General features: G+C 36.8%; 16 protein-coding genes, 1 tRNA gene and 1 pseudogene. 14 read left to right on the top strand and 4 right to left on the bottom strand.

Going from position 1 to position 16,177, the window contains the following annotated elements:
- Window positions 1-6: 6 nt before the first annotated feature.
- Complete coding sequence (fucP, locus tag GS399_RS00910) at window positions 7-1,326, bottom strand: L-fucose:H+ symporter permease (protein ID WP_255491512.1); 1,320 nt, start codon at window positions 1,324-1,326, stop codon at window positions 7-9.
- Window positions 1,327-1,593: 267 nt separating this feature from the next.
- On the opposite strand from fucP, the gene GS399_RS00905 reads away from it, so the two are divergent.
- The 3 genes from GS399_RS00905 to GS399_RS00895 all read left to right on the top strand — a co-directional run bounded on the left by GS399_RS00905 (window position 1,594) and on the right by GS399_RS00895 (window position 4,823).
- A tRNA-Asp gene (locus GS399_RS00905) sits at window positions 1,594-1,667 on the top strand.
- A 249-nt stretch (window positions 1,668-1,916) separates the two neighbouring features.
- Window positions 1,917-2,843 carry an SMEK domain-containing protein gene (locus GS399_RS00900; RefSeq protein ID WP_160842624.1) on the top strand — a complete coding sequence of 309 codons (927 nt, stop codon included), beginning with the start codon at window positions 1,917-1,919 and terminating at the stop codon, window positions 2,841-2,843.
- A gap of 228 nt (window positions 2,844-3,071) precedes the next feature.
- Window positions 3,072-4,823, top strand: coding sequence for a DUF2326 domain-containing protein (locus GS399_RS00895; RefSeq protein WP_160842623.1), 1,752 nt, complete (start codon window positions 3,072-3,074; stop codon window positions 4,821-4,823).
- Window positions 4,824-4,855: 32 nt separating this feature from the next.
- Here the strand turns inward: GS399_RS00895 and GS399_RS00890 are convergent, their stop codons facing one another.
- The gene (locus tag GS399_RS00890) at window positions 4,856-5,584 is read right to left on the bottom strand and encodes a hypothetical protein (RefSeq protein ID WP_160842622.1); all 729 of its coding nucleotides are present in this window, start codon (window positions 5,582-5,584) and stop codon (window positions 4,856-4,858) included.
- A 117-nt stretch (window positions 5,585-5,701) separates the two neighbouring features.
- On the opposite strand from GS399_RS00890, the gene GS399_RS00885 reads away from it, so the two are divergent.
- Window positions 5,702-6,115 (top strand): hypothetical protein, encoded by a 414-nt coding sequence (locus GS399_RS00885; protein ID WP_160842621.1) that lies wholly within the window; start codon window positions 5,702-5,704, stop codon window positions 6,113-6,115.
- Complete coding sequence (locus GS399_RS00880; protein ID WP_160842620.1) at window positions 6,048-6,530, top strand: hypothetical protein; 483 nt, start codon at window positions 6,048-6,050, stop codon at window positions 6,528-6,530. Before GS399_RS00885 ends, GS399_RS00880 begins: the two co-directional genes overlap by 68 nt.
- Window positions 6,531-6,838: 308 nt before the next feature.
- On the opposite strand, the gene GS399_RS00875 is transcribed toward GS399_RS00880, so the two are convergent.
- On the bottom strand, window positions 6,839-7,690 hold the full coding sequence (locus tag GS399_RS00875; protein ID WP_160842619.1) for a hypothetical protein: 852 nt from the start codon (window positions 7,688-7,690) through the stop codon (window positions 6,839-6,841).
- Window positions 7,691-7,808: 118 nt separating this feature from the next.
- On the opposite strand from GS399_RS00875, the gene GS399_RS00870 reads away from it, so the two are divergent.
- Window positions 7,809-8,258, top strand: coding sequence for a hypothetical protein (locus GS399_RS00870; RefSeq protein ID WP_160842618.1), 450 nt, complete (start codon window positions 7,809-7,811; stop codon window positions 8,256-8,258).
- A gap of 311 nt (window positions 8,259-8,569) precedes the next feature.
- On the opposite strand, the gene GS399_RS00865 is transcribed toward GS399_RS00870, so the two are convergent.
- Complete coding sequence (locus tag GS399_RS00865) at window positions 8,570-8,995, bottom strand: hypothetical protein (protein WP_160842617.1); 426 nt, start codon at window positions 8,993-8,995, stop codon at window positions 8,570-8,572.
- 182 nt (window positions 8,996-9,177) lie between these two features.
- Here GS399_RS00865 and GS399_RS00860 point away from each other — a divergent pair, with 182 nt between their 5' ends.
- The 8 genes and pseudogenes from GS399_RS00860 to GS399_RS00825 all read left to right on the top strand — a co-directional run bounded on the left by GS399_RS00860 (window position 9,178) and on the right by GS399_RS00825 (window position 16,177).
- Window positions 9,178-9,486, top strand: coding sequence for a carboxypeptidase-like regulatory domain-containing protein (locus GS399_RS00860; RefSeq protein ID WP_160842616.1), 309 nt, complete (start codon window positions 9,178-9,180; stop codon window positions 9,484-9,486).
- A 108-nt stretch (window positions 9,487-9,594) separates the two neighbouring features.
- The gene (locus GS399_RS00855; protein WP_160842615.1) at window positions 9,595-11,628 is read left to right on the top strand and encodes an outer membrane beta-barrel family protein; all 2,034 of its coding nucleotides are present in this window, start codon (window positions 9,595-9,597) and stop codon (window positions 11,626-11,628) included.
- A gap of 233 nt (window positions 11,629-11,861) precedes the next feature.
- Window positions 11,862-12,719 carry a DUF4249 family protein gene (locus tag GS399_RS00850; RefSeq protein WP_160842614.1) on the top strand — a complete coding sequence of 286 codons (858 nt, stop codon included), beginning with the start codon at window positions 11,862-11,864 and terminating at the stop codon, window positions 12,717-12,719.
- A 1-nt stretch (window position 12,720) separates the two neighbouring features.
- Complete coding sequence (locus GS399_RS00845) at window positions 12,721-15,066, top strand: TonB-dependent receptor plug domain-containing protein (protein ID WP_160842613.1); 2,346 nt, start codon at window positions 12,721-12,723, stop codon at window positions 15,064-15,066.
- A 35-nt stretch (window positions 15,067-15,101) separates the two neighbouring features.
- Window positions 15,102-15,203, top strand: coding sequence for a helix-turn-helix domain-containing protein (locus GS399_RS21040; RefSeq protein ID WP_160843231.1), 102 nt, complete (start codon window positions 15,102-15,104; stop codon window positions 15,201-15,203).
- Window positions 15,204-15,213: 10 nt separating this feature from the next.
- A complete protein-coding gene (locus GS399_RS00835) occupies window positions 15,214-15,423 on the top strand; it encodes a DUF6572 domain-containing protein (protein ID WP_160842612.1) in 210 nt (69 codons plus the stop codon).
- A gap of 129 nt (window positions 15,424-15,552) precedes the next feature.
- A pseudogene (locus GS399_RS00830) lies at window positions 15,553-15,873 on the top strand (DUF1016 N-terminal domain-containing protein); the annotation flags it as partial.
- The gene (locus tag GS399_RS00825) at window positions 15,842-16,177 is read left to right on the top strand and encodes a cupin domain-containing protein (RefSeq protein ID WP_160842611.1); all 336 of its coding nucleotides are present in this window, start codon (window positions 15,842-15,844) and stop codon (window positions 16,175-16,177) included. The pseudogene GS399_RS00830 and the gene GS399_RS00825, both read left to right, overlap by 32 nt.

Here is a 16,177-nt window from a genome sequence, read left to right as displayed (position 1 = left end):
CGATCGTCAAAATACTTGTGGTGCTTGTATTTCTTCTTTTTCCGATTCGCTGTTTTCCTTGTGTCCTGTCAGACCAAACAACGCAACCACAATAAAGCAGATGAGCGGCACAACATATCCATATTGAATATTGCCTGTAGCGTCGCTTATTATTCCAAAAAAACGTGGCAAAACGGCACCTCCGACGATTGACATAATCAGGAGGCTGCTGCCGAATTCCGTATCACCCTTCAGGCCTTTTATTCCCAGTGAGAAAATAGTTGGAAACATGATGGACATAAAGAAGCAAATAGCAATTACAGCATAAATGGTAATTATTCCATGTGCAAAAATTGCGACAACGCACAACAGGGTGTTTATGACCGAATAAGTCAGCAGCAGATTAGGCGACTTAAAATATTGCATTAAGAATGTCCCTACAAACCGGCCGATTAAAAACGCGATGCCGCAGGCGCCCAGGTAATAGGAAGCGTTTACGTCGGTTATACCTGCCGCCTCGGTTGCATACAAAATGAATAAGCTAAACACGCAGACCTGCGCTCCGACATAGAAAAACTGTGCAGCTACCCCCCAACGCAATTGTTTATATTTAAATGCGTGAAGGATATTCTTACTTGCGATGTGCCCATCCGTTTGTTGGATTTTTGGCAAATTGGTAAATGCAAAAACGAGTGCTATCAATACCAGTACACTTCCTAATACAAAATACGGCATTTTCACGGATGATGCTTCAGCCGCCAGGGCCAACTTTCGTGCGCCTTCCGTCATAGTGTTTAACTGGCTTTCGCTGTATCCCTTTGTTAAAATGATTTTCGCTCCGATTATAGGTGCCAAAGCTGCGGCCAGCCCGTTAAAAGATTGAGCAAAGTTTAATCGCTGGGTCGATGTGTCAGGATTTCCCAAAGCGGCCGCGTAAGGGTTTGCCGCGGTTTCAAGAACTGTTAAACCACAAGCTATTATGAATAGTGCGATAAGGAAGAAATTATATTGCTGGGTGTTCGCAGCCGGAATGAACAGGAAACATCCCAGTGCGAATAGTAATAATCCGGTGATGATCCCGTTTTTGTAGCCGTATTTTTTCATGATAAACCCAGCAGGAAGCGCCATCAGGAAATAAGCAATAAAAACAGCGGAATCAACAAGCGTAGCCTGAACGGTGGTCAGGGTAAATGACTTCTTGAGATGCGGGATGAGTATCGGATCAAGATTGTGCGCAAAACCCCAAAGAAAAAATAAACTCGTAATTAGGATAAAGGCAAATGAAAAAGAGCTCTTAGGCATATTGTTCCGAGTTGATAAACGGTAATTGGATAATTGGTTATTCAAATAAAAGGCATTTTTGAAAAATCAGGTAACATTTAGCAGGTTATTTTTGATGTGTTGTGGGAAATGGAGTAATAGGGTAGATGCCGGTTCCAACAGTGTCTGAGGTTATTAGCATGAAAAATTTCCAAAAGACGGACTCCTCCACCGAATTTCAACACGGGCTAAAAACGCTGGGATGAGATTTTTTTTAAATAATTATTGACAAATAGATCAAAGACGCTATATTTGCAGTCCCAAACGCAAGCAGCTACTGCAAGCGAGGGAAAAGGTCCGGTAGTTCAGCTGGTTAGAATACATGCCTGTCACGCATGGGGTCGCGGGTTCGAGTCCCGTCCGGACCGCTGAAAAACAAATAAAAGCCCTGTAAGTCAATCACTTACGGGGCTTTTTGTTTAGATGCTGTCAATATAGCTGTCAAATAACTAGTTTATATTTCTTTTTCAATTATTTATCTTAACGATAAAAATACAGTCAAATTGATTTTAGTCGAAGCAAATACGAATTTTATCATAATATATTCTTTCTAAGTCATTCTTCGGTAATTCTTCTTGTTTATTTAATCAGTATGTTTGGTGTACAATCGAGTATATATGGACGTTCGAAAGGCTAAATTTGATAGCATTTCTAAAAAGCTGACGTACCTTCAGCAAAGGGTAACTAATAACAATTCTCTGAATTTGACCGATGTCAATATTCACGCAGAAAATTTTTTCCGTGATTTACTTAAGTTATTGGGGTATACATTCACAAATTCAAATTTCGATGATCAAAACTCCGCATATATAGATCTTATAGACTATGAGCGGAAAATCGCAATTCAAATTACTGCCCAAAATGATAGTGGTAAGATTACCGAATCATTGAATGGCTTTTATAAAAACCCTAAGTATTATGATTTTAAATTACAAGTTCTGTTGATATCAAAGGATGCGAAGGATTATACAACGAAATTTGGAAATAACTTTAATCACAAAGAAGACGTTATAGATATTAAAAGATTGCTTGCGATAATCCATAACAAAACTACACCTGAGCTTTTAGAAATAGAAAGATTTTTGGATAAAGAAGTCCAAACGGAGCGACTGAAAACGGAATCTACGGAAGTCGAAACTATTATGGCTTTAATTAATTATTTAAGCAAGCCTGAAAATCGTTCTCTTGCAGAGAAAAAAGACAATATTGATCCGGAGTATAAAATTAATAAAAGGTTCTCGGAGCATGCAACATACCTAATAGGAAAATATAGCGAATTAATGCCAGTTTACTATTCCGCGTTGCAGGTTGCAAGGAGGGGCCTCGACGATGTAATGTCCCTTATTATTTCTAGTTATTTAAAAGATGAAAGCGACGTTCTTTTAAACAAGCATAATAACAATCCTAGGGAAGCATTAGACGACTTAGTTAACTTTTTTCATGGTAAACTATCTGAGAATGGGTTCAAGACTTTTGATAAACAGGCAATCAGATTTTATCTTTTAGAGGAGATGATAAAATGCAATGTTTTCCCCAATAATTAATTATGCTAGTTAGTAAAGACGAAAATTTAAGAACTTCATCCGTTTATGTTGCCTCATTGATTTTAAAGGAATTTAAAAATCAGAAACAGAACAGATTATCAATTTTTCAGATCGCTACAGCTTTGAAAAAAAATAATATAACGCAGTATAGGCAATTATTTTTCGGTTTGTCATTTTTATTTGCGACAGGTGTTATCGATTTTCAAGAGCCATTTATATACGTTGTCAATGATTAAGTTATTAAAGTTATATAGTCACCCTGAGATATTTTTGCCTATTCAATTTGAATCTGGCCTTAATCTTATTGTTGGTGAAAAATCTGAAGGAAGTAACAAAACAAATGGAGTTGGAAAATCGATTTGCATAGAATTTCTTAATTATTGTCTTCTTAAAAAGTATTCTGATAGCAGAGTATCTCTAATCCCGAAAAATTTAATTGCTTCCAATGTAATCGTTTTACTTGATTTTGAATTTAACGGAGTTAAAACTACCATTTCACGTGGCTTAAGCACGCCCGAAAAAATATCGATTTCAAGATTTGGGAGGGAAATACATTTTGAAAGTTTAGAAGCAGCTTCTGAATATTTGAGTAATATTTATTTCGAAAAGTATCCAGCACATACAGAACGAATTAGTTTCAGAAATTTGCTCGCTCCGATTATTAGAGATGAACGATCAGAATTTAAGGACATTATAAAAACATATGACACTGATTCGCTTATTCCGCGGGATTTTAAACCTCACTTATTTTATTTAGGCTTCGGCTTAGAACTGTATTTTGAGATCAGCAAAATAATATTGGAATTGCAACAAAAAACCAAATACTTAACGGAGATTACTAAGCTTTTAACTCAAGACAGACAAATCAAGGTTTCTGATGCAAAAGCTCGTTTGAATGAACTAGAAAGTGAGGTTTCTAAGATTAATGCATCATTGGAACAATTGAGAAATAATGACTCCTTTGAACTAGTGCAAAATGAACTTATATCTCTTGATGCTCAATTAAAAGAAATTCGGGAACAACAAAATGCTATTAAGTTTAATATTAAGCAGATCGACATATTACCACAACCTGAAAATATTAATGAATTTGAAATGTCCATCTTGTTTAATCAGTTCAAAGATGGCTTGGGAGACATGGTCAAAAAATCATTGGAGGAGGTAAAGCAATTTCGTGATAAAATTGACAATTTTCGTAATACGATCGTTCACGATAATCTAGTTAAACTTCGAACTGAATTACAGGTCTTAAATGAAAAGGCGCGGAAATTAGATGAAAATTATAGTCAAAAACTCTCTTTACTTGATAATGGGGAGCTTTTAGGTAATTTGAAATCTGCCATTAAGATTTTTAATGAAAAAAATATTGAATTGAGTACATTGAGGACACTTATTGATCAATATAATCAGGCTGATAAAGCCAAAAAGCAATTAACAACAAAAAAAAGCAGTAAAATTTCGGAGTTTGATCTTGCAATTACCACACATGAAATGGTTCTTAATAGTTTTGAGCAAACGATCTTAGATATACATGAAAAGATTATAGGAAATCGTCAAGCGCATTTTGAGATAACGACTAAAAGCAACTCCCAATCAAAGGAATTTTTAACTTTTGATTTACGAACTGATGATGATCATAGTTGGAGTACTGAGCGAATAAAAGTTTTTATTTACGACACATCCTTAATGTTTAATGAATTCACGAGGACTTACCATCCTTTATTCTTAGTTCATGACAATTTATTTAATGTTGACAATGATTCGCTGGAGAAAAGTCTAAATTTTATGTATCATCAGGAGTTGAATAGAGCGGATGAATTTCAGTATATATTAACGATAAATAGAGATATGGTTGAAGCGATGGAAGAAAAAAGGGTTTTAAACTTTAATGTGAAAAATCATATCAGAGCCCGTTTTACTAAAGCTGATAGATTTCTAAAGGTTACAAAATACAATGAGGTCTCTAAAAGGAAATACTAATAACAAACTAACGATTATTTGCTAAAATAAATTTACCCAACTTCTTCGTTACTAATTTGCTCAATACAATAATTGAAAAAAGAGATTGTATTTTCGTGCTTATTGTAGGCTTCCGCTGGAATGGGATATCTTCCTAAAATAGATTTAACCCTAATTAAAGGAGCGGGATCACCTAAAGGTTTAAAAGCTTTATAAGTACTTAGTGGCCAATTCACATTGTAAAGGTCGTAGATAGTATTGTTTTTAAATGGAGTCTTGTATTTAATGGCATGCTGTCGGTAATCGTGGTCTTCATGATGATTTTTTTCGATATATTCTATTCCTGAATCATATAGCAGAGTTGTATTTGGTGTAAGGACACATCCAATCAGTTGCGCTTTATCATGCCAGTAAGCGGCATCATCAATGGCTGGACCAATTATAATATTATCTTCTTTTATAAATTTCCCAAATGATAAGGCTCCTCTCATTAATAAATTTTCCGCCAGGCAAGTGGATAATACACCGTCAATCAGTCTTACAACGTAAGGAATTAGTGTTTCATCTTCAAATTTGTTCCATTGCAGAGTAATTATTATAGTATCCGAGAATGTAAGGTAGTCGACGATAAACGGATAACCCTGATTGATAACATAATTTTTAACATCAAAGATTGAGTTATGTACTCTTTTTAATTTTTGAAGATAGGTCGCTGGTTCATCAATACTCCATACGCCTTTAGTTGCGAGAGCATCTAATATGCATACTATTCCTGTGTTCATACTGCTAATTTTCATATGTCTGATTTTTAGTCATAATCTTTTAAAGGTGTAATATTTGCTGATTTCAAATAGTACCAGCTTAAGTTTTCAATAATTATCTTTAAAAAATAAACCAAAATGGAAATTTCCAAAGACTCGAAAGATATTATTCAACTTGGAAGTGGCGTTCTAGGTGGTGTAGCAAGTAACATTATAAGTCAGATTAATGGAATCGATCAAGTTAGCAGCGTTGGTTGTGGCATTTTGATTACAAAAGTTCTTAATGATTTGTCATCGAGAGTACTTTCAAATAAGGAAAGAGCTAGAGTTGGAGCCGCTACAATTGCCTGTATCAATAAAATAAGTTCGAATTTAGATCAAGGTAAAATAATAAATGAAAATTTCTACAATTCAGTACATGAGGATTACAAGAGTTCTTCTGAAGAATTGTATGAAGGAATAATGATTAAAGCTAAAAATGAGTATGAAGAAAGAAAAATTAGACACATCGGCGCCATTTTATGGCAATGCATTATTTGTAGAAGATATTGATTGGCAGGATGTAAATCAACTTCTCTCACTAGTGACCGGCTTAACTTATCGAAAATTATGTATTCTTTCTTTGGCGGGTAGAAAAACTTTAAAAGGCGAGCCTGAACTTATGAAAGATCCTTTTAGTTGGTATCCGGCAATAAACTTAGATATTAAGACAAGCGGTATTTTAAATGATATTTTGGAACTAACCGCATTAAACTTTGTCGATTTTCAGGAGATATTATTAGGATGGAAATCCATTAGAGGGAATAATTTAATGTTGACATCTTTAGGTCAAAAGTATTTTGAACTTTTGAGCCTTGACGAAATCGAAGCAAAAGATTATGAAGATGTCGTTATAGCATTATCTTATAAAAAAGAATATGGAGATAGCTTTCAAAATACTTCAAACGGAATTCATCTAAACTTTTAAAATGACGATAAAAAAAAGCAAATTTAAGCAGGCGAACAAGTATATGCTAAGTCTCCGAAATTAGGTGGATATACCGTGATTCTAAAACTGATAAAGTACAACCCAAATTATGAATGGTACGGCGAATTTCTTCATCCTGTCAGTGGTGAGATAGTATACGATTACTTTGATGAAAGAGAATTTGATTAATTAAAGTTTACCTTATGTATGATTTTCAAGTTTCAATAAATAAAGTAAACTTATTAAACAAGCTGTTTAAAATTGTAAGTATTTAATAGGGTTACGATCTACTGGTTTAATTATTCCATTTATATCTTGATACCATTTAATAAGTAATTCTGCGTTATTCTACCTATCGCCATTTCTTTAATATTGACTTTGCCTGACTTATCACTCACTTCAAACGGAAAGAATGGTACAGGATCTATACTATGCTTCACTTCTCCATCGAAGGATTGACCCTCTAAATTTACCATAGTATCGATTATGTGATTAAATAAATTTGTAAGGTTTTGAAAATGATAATTAAAAAAATCTTCGTTGGCCCATTTTTCACCTTGGAATATGTTAGCTTTAGAAAGAGCTAACGGTATAGGAAGAGAGCCTTTAACACTTGGAGGATAAACCATTATTATCCAAGGGTTACTTTGGTGAATCCAAAAATCACGCAAAGATATTATACTGTCTGATTTTCCTCTATTCGGTTCAAGCCAAACACTCAACGTATTTAGTATTGTGCCAAAACTATTATTAGCTTCAATGAGTTTTTTTCGGAACTTCGCCTTTTTGAAATCAATATCTCCTCCATTAAAACCTAGGTTAAACCTTTTATTAACAAATGTTGCCATAGCATCTAAAGACGATTTGCCATAAAAAATAAATTCGCATACCGATCGTTCATGTTCCATTTGGAGCATTCCATCAATAATTAGAATTTCGCTTTGATATTGATCGGTAAGTTCTTTATCATACGCTATTGCTTTTAATCCAGATATTTTAGACCATACGACTTTAATCAACGCTTCTCTTAGCTCAATGTAATTGAAGCCTGTATTCTTCGAAAATTGGCTTAGCGTTTCTAATTTTGTGTAACTGATTTCTGGGATTAACTCAAACTGGACATTTGTAAAAAAGTGCGTAGCCTCAGGGGGAAGATTCATTATCGTTTTTATTTAAAAATATAAATTGATTTCCATAAATATCGATTCAATGAAAGCTTCTAAAAAAGCATCCTCAATACTTAATTAGATAACTTTTTCTATAAAAGCGGTACTAACCATGAACTTTTTAAAACCTCTTCTACTTCATAAAAAAGTCAACATATTCATTCCTGCCGAGAAAGTAAAAAACAAGCTTAATCATTATTCCCAAACTGAATTTACAATAAGAAAGATAAATGATGATGATTATAAATTCATATCTGTTCTATCTGTAGGAACAGCCAGAATCAATATGTTTAATATAGAAGGCATAAATGTAAATGCAAAAATAGAGCCTGTCGATAAAAATAAAACAAACGTTATACTACAAACAAAGCTGCGGATTGAATTAATAATAATTGCGCTATTAGGTATCATTTGGCTTTTAGCGCATTTCATAGGCAATACGGAAATGCCTGCATGGGGAATCATTTTTTATCTTATAGTGCTTGGCTGGTTTGGGTATATTTATAGGGTACAGGAAGAAATATTATTAAAAGATGCGGAACGCTTTTTTAAAGCCCTGTAAAGTACAAATTCATTCCTCAACGACCTTCGGACAATAAAGCCTACGAAACGATCTATCGGCTTTAAATTGGGTTACTACATCTAACGACCTTTCATCAATTATTTAGGCAAGCTTTCATATTCAAATATTCAATCGAAAATCAGATGGATTAAAGTGAGAGTGGTGTATTCTCCAATAAATTACAAACTAACAAATTAACAAAACGGAGAATGGTGCATGTATATAACATGCACCAACCACTCTCACATGTGAGCATAACTTATCACATCTCTGAACATATTGTTAAGTTATTCTCGAATCTCAAAAGCCTGTCAATCTAACTGACCGTAGGACTTAAAAATACTTTTCGTTATACTCACACAATCTCTCGTTCCATCTAAAATTAGCTTGCTTAAAGCGCTCAGCATATAGTTACCGGAATTCAGACGTGTATCCTTGCTCTTTAGCGCTCTTGTTTTCTGAGCGATGAAAAATTTAGGATTTACAGATACAAAGAAGGCTGGTTTAGTTGGATTTAAATCATAATCAAAACTCGATTCGGATACTGAGTAATATCCTCCGATACCGCCGCTGCACTGAATCGTTAGCTGGTTTAACAACTTTGGTTCATAAGACAAGCCAATCCCTTCAAACCCAATATCTGCTTTGAGCTGACTGGCTAAACTTTCAGTTGGTTTGGTTTGGCCGAAACTGATCAAACCAATAAACAGAAAAAAAATTGTAAAGTGATGTTTCATAAAGGTTTGTTTCGTATAAATGTCAATGCTTAAACCTTAAATAAGTTAAGGGGGTTACACATTTAACGATTTTTAACTTTTTTAAGTCTAATGGCTGGTTATTTTCAAATAAATCGTTAAAATCTGTTAAAATTACACTTCGGTTAAATAGCTCCACTATTTTAGAGCAAATTAATCCACTAATGCCTAATCTTTACAGAAAGTCAATATTTCTTTTTATCTGCCATCTTCCTTTTTCAGTTTTTGCACAAATCGACGATTCGCAAAATGAAATTCGTGGTAAGATTGTTAACGAAAAAAAACAAGCATTGAGTTTTGTAACCGTTCGCTTGTATTATTCAAAAGACTCTGTGCTCCTAAAAACTTCGCAAACAGACCTGGAAGGTGTTTTCTTATTCAAAAAAATTCCTCTTGGATCCTATTATTTGTCCGTTGACGCCACAGGATACAAAAAATACCAATACGAGGGAATCGAGATGAAGGATAATTAATTCGTAAAAACTGACACTATCCGGCTGATCCCGGATGTGCAAGAATTAAACTCTGTTTTGGTAACAGGGAAAAAGCCTCTAATAGAGAAACGGGACAATATACTTATCATGAATATTGCCGGGAGTATATTGGCCGCTGGAAATTCCGCTTTGGAAATTTTGTCCAAGGCACCTGGTGTTACCGTAGATAATGATGGTAACATTAGCTTTCGAGGCAAAACCGGTGTGACGGTTATGCTCGATGGAAAATTAACTCATTTATCTGCTTCCCAATTAAAGGATCTTTTAAGTTCTACTTCCGGAAGCGCTATCCAAAGTATAGAAATTGTTGCCAATCCGTCAGCTAAATATGATGCCGAGGGTTCAGGAGGGATTATAAATATAAAATTAAAGAAAAATGCCGCCTACGGTACAAACGGCTCGCTTCTTGGAGGGCTGGGCTATGGAAGTTATTATAAATCTGAGGCAGGTTTAACTTTAAATCACCGCGTCAGACAATTAAATATTTTCGGCAACTATAATTACGGAAATAATGAATTGGGTGAAAACCTCACTATTGACCGGAGTATTACTTCAAAAAATCAAGTGACGTTTCTAGACCAGGACGGAAACCAGGTCGAGCATAAAATCAATAACACACTAAAGGCAGGCGTTGATTATAACCTAAGTAAGAAGAGCATAGTAGGCTTTACATTCAACGGTTACCGCAATTCCAATTCGTTTCAAACGAACATCGTCACGTTGGTTACAAACAATCAAAGACAAGCGGACACTACCATCAAAGGATTGAATACAAGTCACGGCTTATTCAGCAACCAGACTTATAACTTAAACTACTCAAATGTTTTAGATACTGCCGGGCAGGAATTAGTTGCTGATCTGGATTATGCAAAGTTTCACAATACCGAGGAAACCATTTACAATAATTACTTCTTTGATCGGGAATCAAATAGTATTCAGGAGCCTGTTATTTTTAAAAACAGAACTCCGTCAGATATCAAAATATATGCAGGTAAGTTAGACTACAGCTACCCCATTAACTCAAATACTAAACTAGAAACCGGCGTGAAAAGCAGTTTGGTGCTCACAGACAATGATTTTCAATCAGAAATACTGGAACAGAATGAGTGGAGAAATAATGCAGCATTAAGCAACCATTTTAAATATAAAGAGCAAATAACTGCCGGCTATATAGCTTTGAACGAGGCCCTTAAATCAACCAACTTAAAACTGGGTCTTAGGGTAGAAAACACGAATTCCGAAGGCACTTCCAATACATCATCAAACAGTGTCAAAAGAAACTATATAGATTTCTTTCCAAACGTTACGATCAATCAAATTTTATCTAAAGATCATGAGCTCGGTATTTCATTCAACAGACGCATAGACCGTCCGGATTATCAATCTTTAAATCCATTTTTATATTATGCTGATCTGTACACTTCGGTAAAAGGCAATCCTTACCTGAAACCGGAGTATTCGAATAACTTTGAACTGTCCTACGGCTTCAAGAAAACCACCAATGTGACGCTTAATTATTCGCGTACTAAAGATGTAATTACAACCACGCTGCTTACAGATACCGTTAACAAAACGCTTACGCTGTTTGATCAAAACCTGGCATCAAGGGATATTTTAAGTGCCAATATCAATCAACCCATATCGATTGCTGATTGGTGGAAAACAAACAATGACGCAACGATTTATTACAATCGTTATAAGTCGCCTAATCTGATGGGTGCGCCATTTGAAAATCAAAAAGTAACTTTAATCTTAAACTCGGTACAAACATTTACGCTGAGCCCTACTGTTAGTACAGAGCTATCTGTAAACTACACCTCAGCCCAGGCTTATGGAACCTACCTTGCAAAACCAATTTACGGCGTTGATCTGGGCGTAAGTAAGTCATTTGCAAAAAATAGAATTAACTTAAAGATGGCGGGTAACGATTTGTTTAATCAACGAATTATTAAGATTAAAAGCGCAATACCATCGCAGGATTACCGGTTATCTCAAAAGCAGGAAAGCCGGGTGTTCAGGCTGACAGCTACTTATAACTTCGGTCGTACCAGTGTAAGCGCTGCCCGAGATCGATCGTCCGGTTCCCTGGGGGAACAACAGCGGGTAAGGAATGGAAACTAAGACGTCACCGCTTTCGGGAATTAAATAACAGGCTTATATCGTCCGATGTCGGAGCCCAATTTTTGGTAATCCACGGGCGTTTTTGAATAATTATTGCCGCTAATTACAAATCGTTAATTAACTCACAATAAAACTTTAGATAAAGCTATATTAGGACTAATTTATTTAGTTAAAAAAATGCCGTCTAACAGCAAAGAAATATGATTAAATTAAATTTTACGTCTTTTATTTTTATGTCTATAATTTGTTGCGCCTGCACTCATTTTGAAGACATACAAATAAACAAACCCCGTGATAAGAAGCTTGCTGTGTTCAGTATCATTTATCCCAGCGACAGTGTATTTGTCTCTGTTAACCCTGTCTCGATCATAGGAATGTCCGATAACAAGACCCTTTTTTCCAACGACAGCGTCGTAGTCAAGATAAGCAACCTCAAAACGAACAGCTCCTGCCTGCTTACACTCAAAGATTCCATCCGGAATATCTATGCAATTTCTCAACAAAAATTTCCGGTGACAAAAGGAGAAACTTATCAATTAACTGTGTCAGCTCCAGGTTTTCAGGAAGTGTCAGCACAAACCCAGGTTCCCCCGGCAGCGTTAGAGCCGGACACAATTCCTGTACCCACTCCTTATTACAACAATTCCTACGGCGGTTATATGTATAGTTTAACCGGCAGATGGAGCTCTCCGGGAAATGATCGTTTCGGTTATAAAATCCTCGTTTTAGATTACGGCTCATATTACACGACAACCACTTTCATTTCGGGTTCTGATGTAACTCAATCAAATAATGACTATACGTTTAAGTACGAGGGACACTTTCATTCCGTGCGTGGTGGATCAAAACTAGCGGATAGCAAGCTCGATGTTTTCCTCATCACTACTGACTCCGTTTTTAAATCATTTTACCAGGCAAACGATGTTTTCCTTAATATTCATGACTATATAACAGATGGTTTCGGACTTGCCGTGTTATCCGGTTTTAAAGGAATCATTCCTCCTTTTAGCAATATCGATAATGGATTTGGAGTTTTCGGCAGCTGTGTTTTTTCACAGAAAAAGACCATAACAGTCAATCATCCCCAGTAGTATGCGTCTGACTGTTATTATAGCTTGTTTTCTTTTGAGGCTTACAGCATCTGCACAGCAGATAGGAATAAGCGTTGTTGCCAAGGACTCAGTTTCAGGTACTCCGATCGAATCTCTTATCATTCAGAATGCAGAAAAAAAAGTAATTCACCAGGTTTCTCCAGGCAAAATAGAACGCCAGGCCGGAATGCAAATGCTGATTATAAGTAGCCCGCTTTACAATACCAGGACAGTTTCGATTCAGGTAAAAAGCGACACTTCAATAATTGTTGACCTGAGTGCAAAAAATTATATATTAAAACAGGTAGTGGTTAATGGTACATCGCTCAATAAAGTGAAAGATGTCCAGATAGGACGGGAACGACTTATGCAGGATGATATTAATAAACTACCAATGCTGTTAGGTCAGAAAGATGTCCTCAAATCTTTTCAGACATTGGCAGGTGTTAACCCGACCTCAGAAGGTGCAGCCGACCTCAATGTCAGAGGAGGCACTCCTGATCAAAATCTTGTTTTACAGGATGGAATAACACTGTACAGCAGTTCACAATTACTTGGCTTGGTTTCTACCTTTAATCCTTCGCTAATCCGTTCGGCTGATTTGTACAAAACGGGCTTTCCGGCACGGTACGGAGGTCGGATAGCTTCTGTACTTGATGTTACAACCTTGTCTCCTGAAACAGACCATTTTGTTGGCAACGCTTCCCTGGGCGTTATCAGCAGTTCTATGATGGTTAACGTTCCAATTGAAAAAAACAAATCCGGTTTATTGATGTCAGCGAGAAGGTCCATGTTTGATTTGCTGAAACGTCTTGCCGATCCTCAGGGAGAGCAGTTTTATTTTTATGATGGATACGCAAAGTTTAGCTCCAGCGTAAGCGAAACTAAGACCATTAGCTTCACCGGATATCACAATGAAGATGGTTATTCATTCCGGCAAATTGATGATCACGACAGTCAGCGATATAATAAGTCTTCTTTAAACAAAGCACAGTCCTATGCCATGGCTGAGCTGAAAAACGCAGCTTCAATACATACTGAATCTTATCAGTTGTTCTACAATGAATATCACTTAAAGCTTGAGGATATTGGCCACCTGAATCTGCCCTTTTACCAGGATTACACCTCGAGAAGTAAAATAAGAGATCTCGGGTTGAAATTCATTAACCAGACCAGACTAAGTAATTCAAACAAATTCAACGCGGGTGCTGATGTGATTTTTCATGATTTCAGCCCTGGCAGCACGACCCAAAATATCGACGGCAATGTTATAAAGCTTCACATCCTCCCAAGTGGAAAAGCTAGGGATGCAGCTGTATATGCTGAGGACGAATGGACTATTTTCAGAAAAATAATCCTGAGATATGGCCTTCGGGCCAACTGGTATTCCACAAGTGACACGACTTACCAGTTTATTGAACCAAGGATAGTTGCAAATTATATGCTGAATTCCAGAACTTCAATAAAGCTTTCCTATACCAAAGCCTATCAGCCTATACAGGCACTGGTAAATAACGGCCTCGGTCTGCCGGTCGACATTATTTTATCAGCCGACAAATTGATTAAGCCACAGTCCTCAAAACAATATTCAGCTTCCATAAACAGATCAGCCAGTATCTTTAAAAATAACTTCACTTTCACGCTTGAAGGCTATTATAACAGACAGAACAACCTGATAACTTATCGTGATGGGTATGATTCCAGGAGTTTTACTATTGGTTCAGTAATCAGTACTAGCAACTGGCATGATGGTGTGGCTGCCGGTAAGGGAAAAAGCTTCGGCGTGGAACTTTCCGCTGAAAAACGTTCGGGAATTCTTCAGGGGTGGGTCAATTATACATGGTCAAAGGTCAGGCATAGCTTCGCGGAGCTTGACGCAGGGAAACCTTTCTTTCCACTTCAGGACCGTAGGAATGTCCTGAATATTTATCAATCTGTTGTCTTGTCTGATAAATGGCAAATTTCCTGTACGTTCAATTACGCCAGCGGCCAGGCGATTACGGTTCCAACCTATTTCGTAAATGCCAGTGAAGTGCCTTTCCCGAAAGCTGGAAATTCCAATAATAATGGCTCTAAATATTTTGTCTATGAAGGCGGAGACCGTGGAATGTCCAGAATGAAGCCGTTTCATAAGCTTGACATTGCAGCCCAAAGGAATTTGAAGTTACTGAAAAAGTATCCCGGAAAGCTGGAGTTAGGCATCTATAACCTCTATAACAGGCGAAACTCTTATTTTTATACAGTAGGTGTAAAAAAAGATCCGCAAGGAAATTTGGTGCCCCGTATCCAGTCGGTTTCATTGCTTCCAATTATTCCATCTGCTTCGCTCAATGTGTCCTTTGATTAATTTATTTGCACTATACTCAGAATCGTCAATGAAACATATCTGCCTCCAACAAAAAATCGGTTGAAGAGATCGCCAAAGAATTAGGCATTAGCCGGGCAACTTGTTACCGGTATATTGAGATTGCTCAACAAACTTAGTCTGATTAACATGGCAATAACCGAAACTAACAGCATCGACTTGATTGGAACAGACAAGCGAAAAGGTTTAGTAATTCTTACTATATCAGACCACCTTGATTGGGAGGATTATGAAATCCACTGCCACCAGTTGCAATGTAAATTGAACGACTATCGCCAATTCATTGAAAGTGGCCAACTGTATGAGACTTACCCATCGAAGGCAAGCCCATTGCATTGAACTGGTTGCTCAATTTCCTATTCCGTCACAAGCCGTCAAATTCCTTGAAAAGGTCAAGCTGATGCTTAAAAATGAAAATATTCATTTTTATTTTAGCACTTTGACAAGCTAGACCTCCGTTCGAAACGGGCCGATTACGGCACGTATCTAATCAAACAACTTTCCGAGCAGTTACAGCCGGAGTTCGGCAGTGGCTTTGGACATCGTCAATTAGAATTGTTGCGGCGGTTTCATCGCACATTTACAATTGCGAACGCACTGCGTTCGCAATTGAGTTGGACGCAATATCGACTACTGGTTCGGGTGGAAGATCCGGACAAACGTGAATTTTATGAAGCGGAAGCCGTCAAAAACAAAGTTAAGCCAATTGATTTTTTGACGTTTTGCCTGCTCGTTCAAAATCTTCTACCTTTGAAATATGCAAAGCGAATATTTTCAGTACGAAAATGAATCAACCTGGACAGATCTAGGCGCCGGCGTTCAACGGAAGATCATGGGATTCAACGCCGATCTTATGATGGTTAAAGTGAAATTTGAAAGCGGTGCTATTGGCGTTATGCATCATCATCCGCATACGCAGGTCTCGTTCATAGAGAGCGGAGTCTTTGAAGCAACGATAGGTGAGCAAGTAACAACGTTAAAAAGCGGTGATGGCTATTTCGTTCCGCCAAATGTATTACATGGAGTTGTTTGCAGGCAGGCTGGGGTGTTGGTCGATAGCTTTAATCCTGTAAGAGAGGATTTTTTAGGATAA

It is taken from the genome of Hufsiella arboris (assembly GCF_009834875.1).
GTDB lineage: Bacteria > Bacteroidota > Bacteroidia > Sphingobacteriales > Sphingobacteriaceae > Hufsiella_A > Hufsiella_A arboris.
This window is presented reverse-complemented; position numbering and strand designations above follow the sequence as displayed.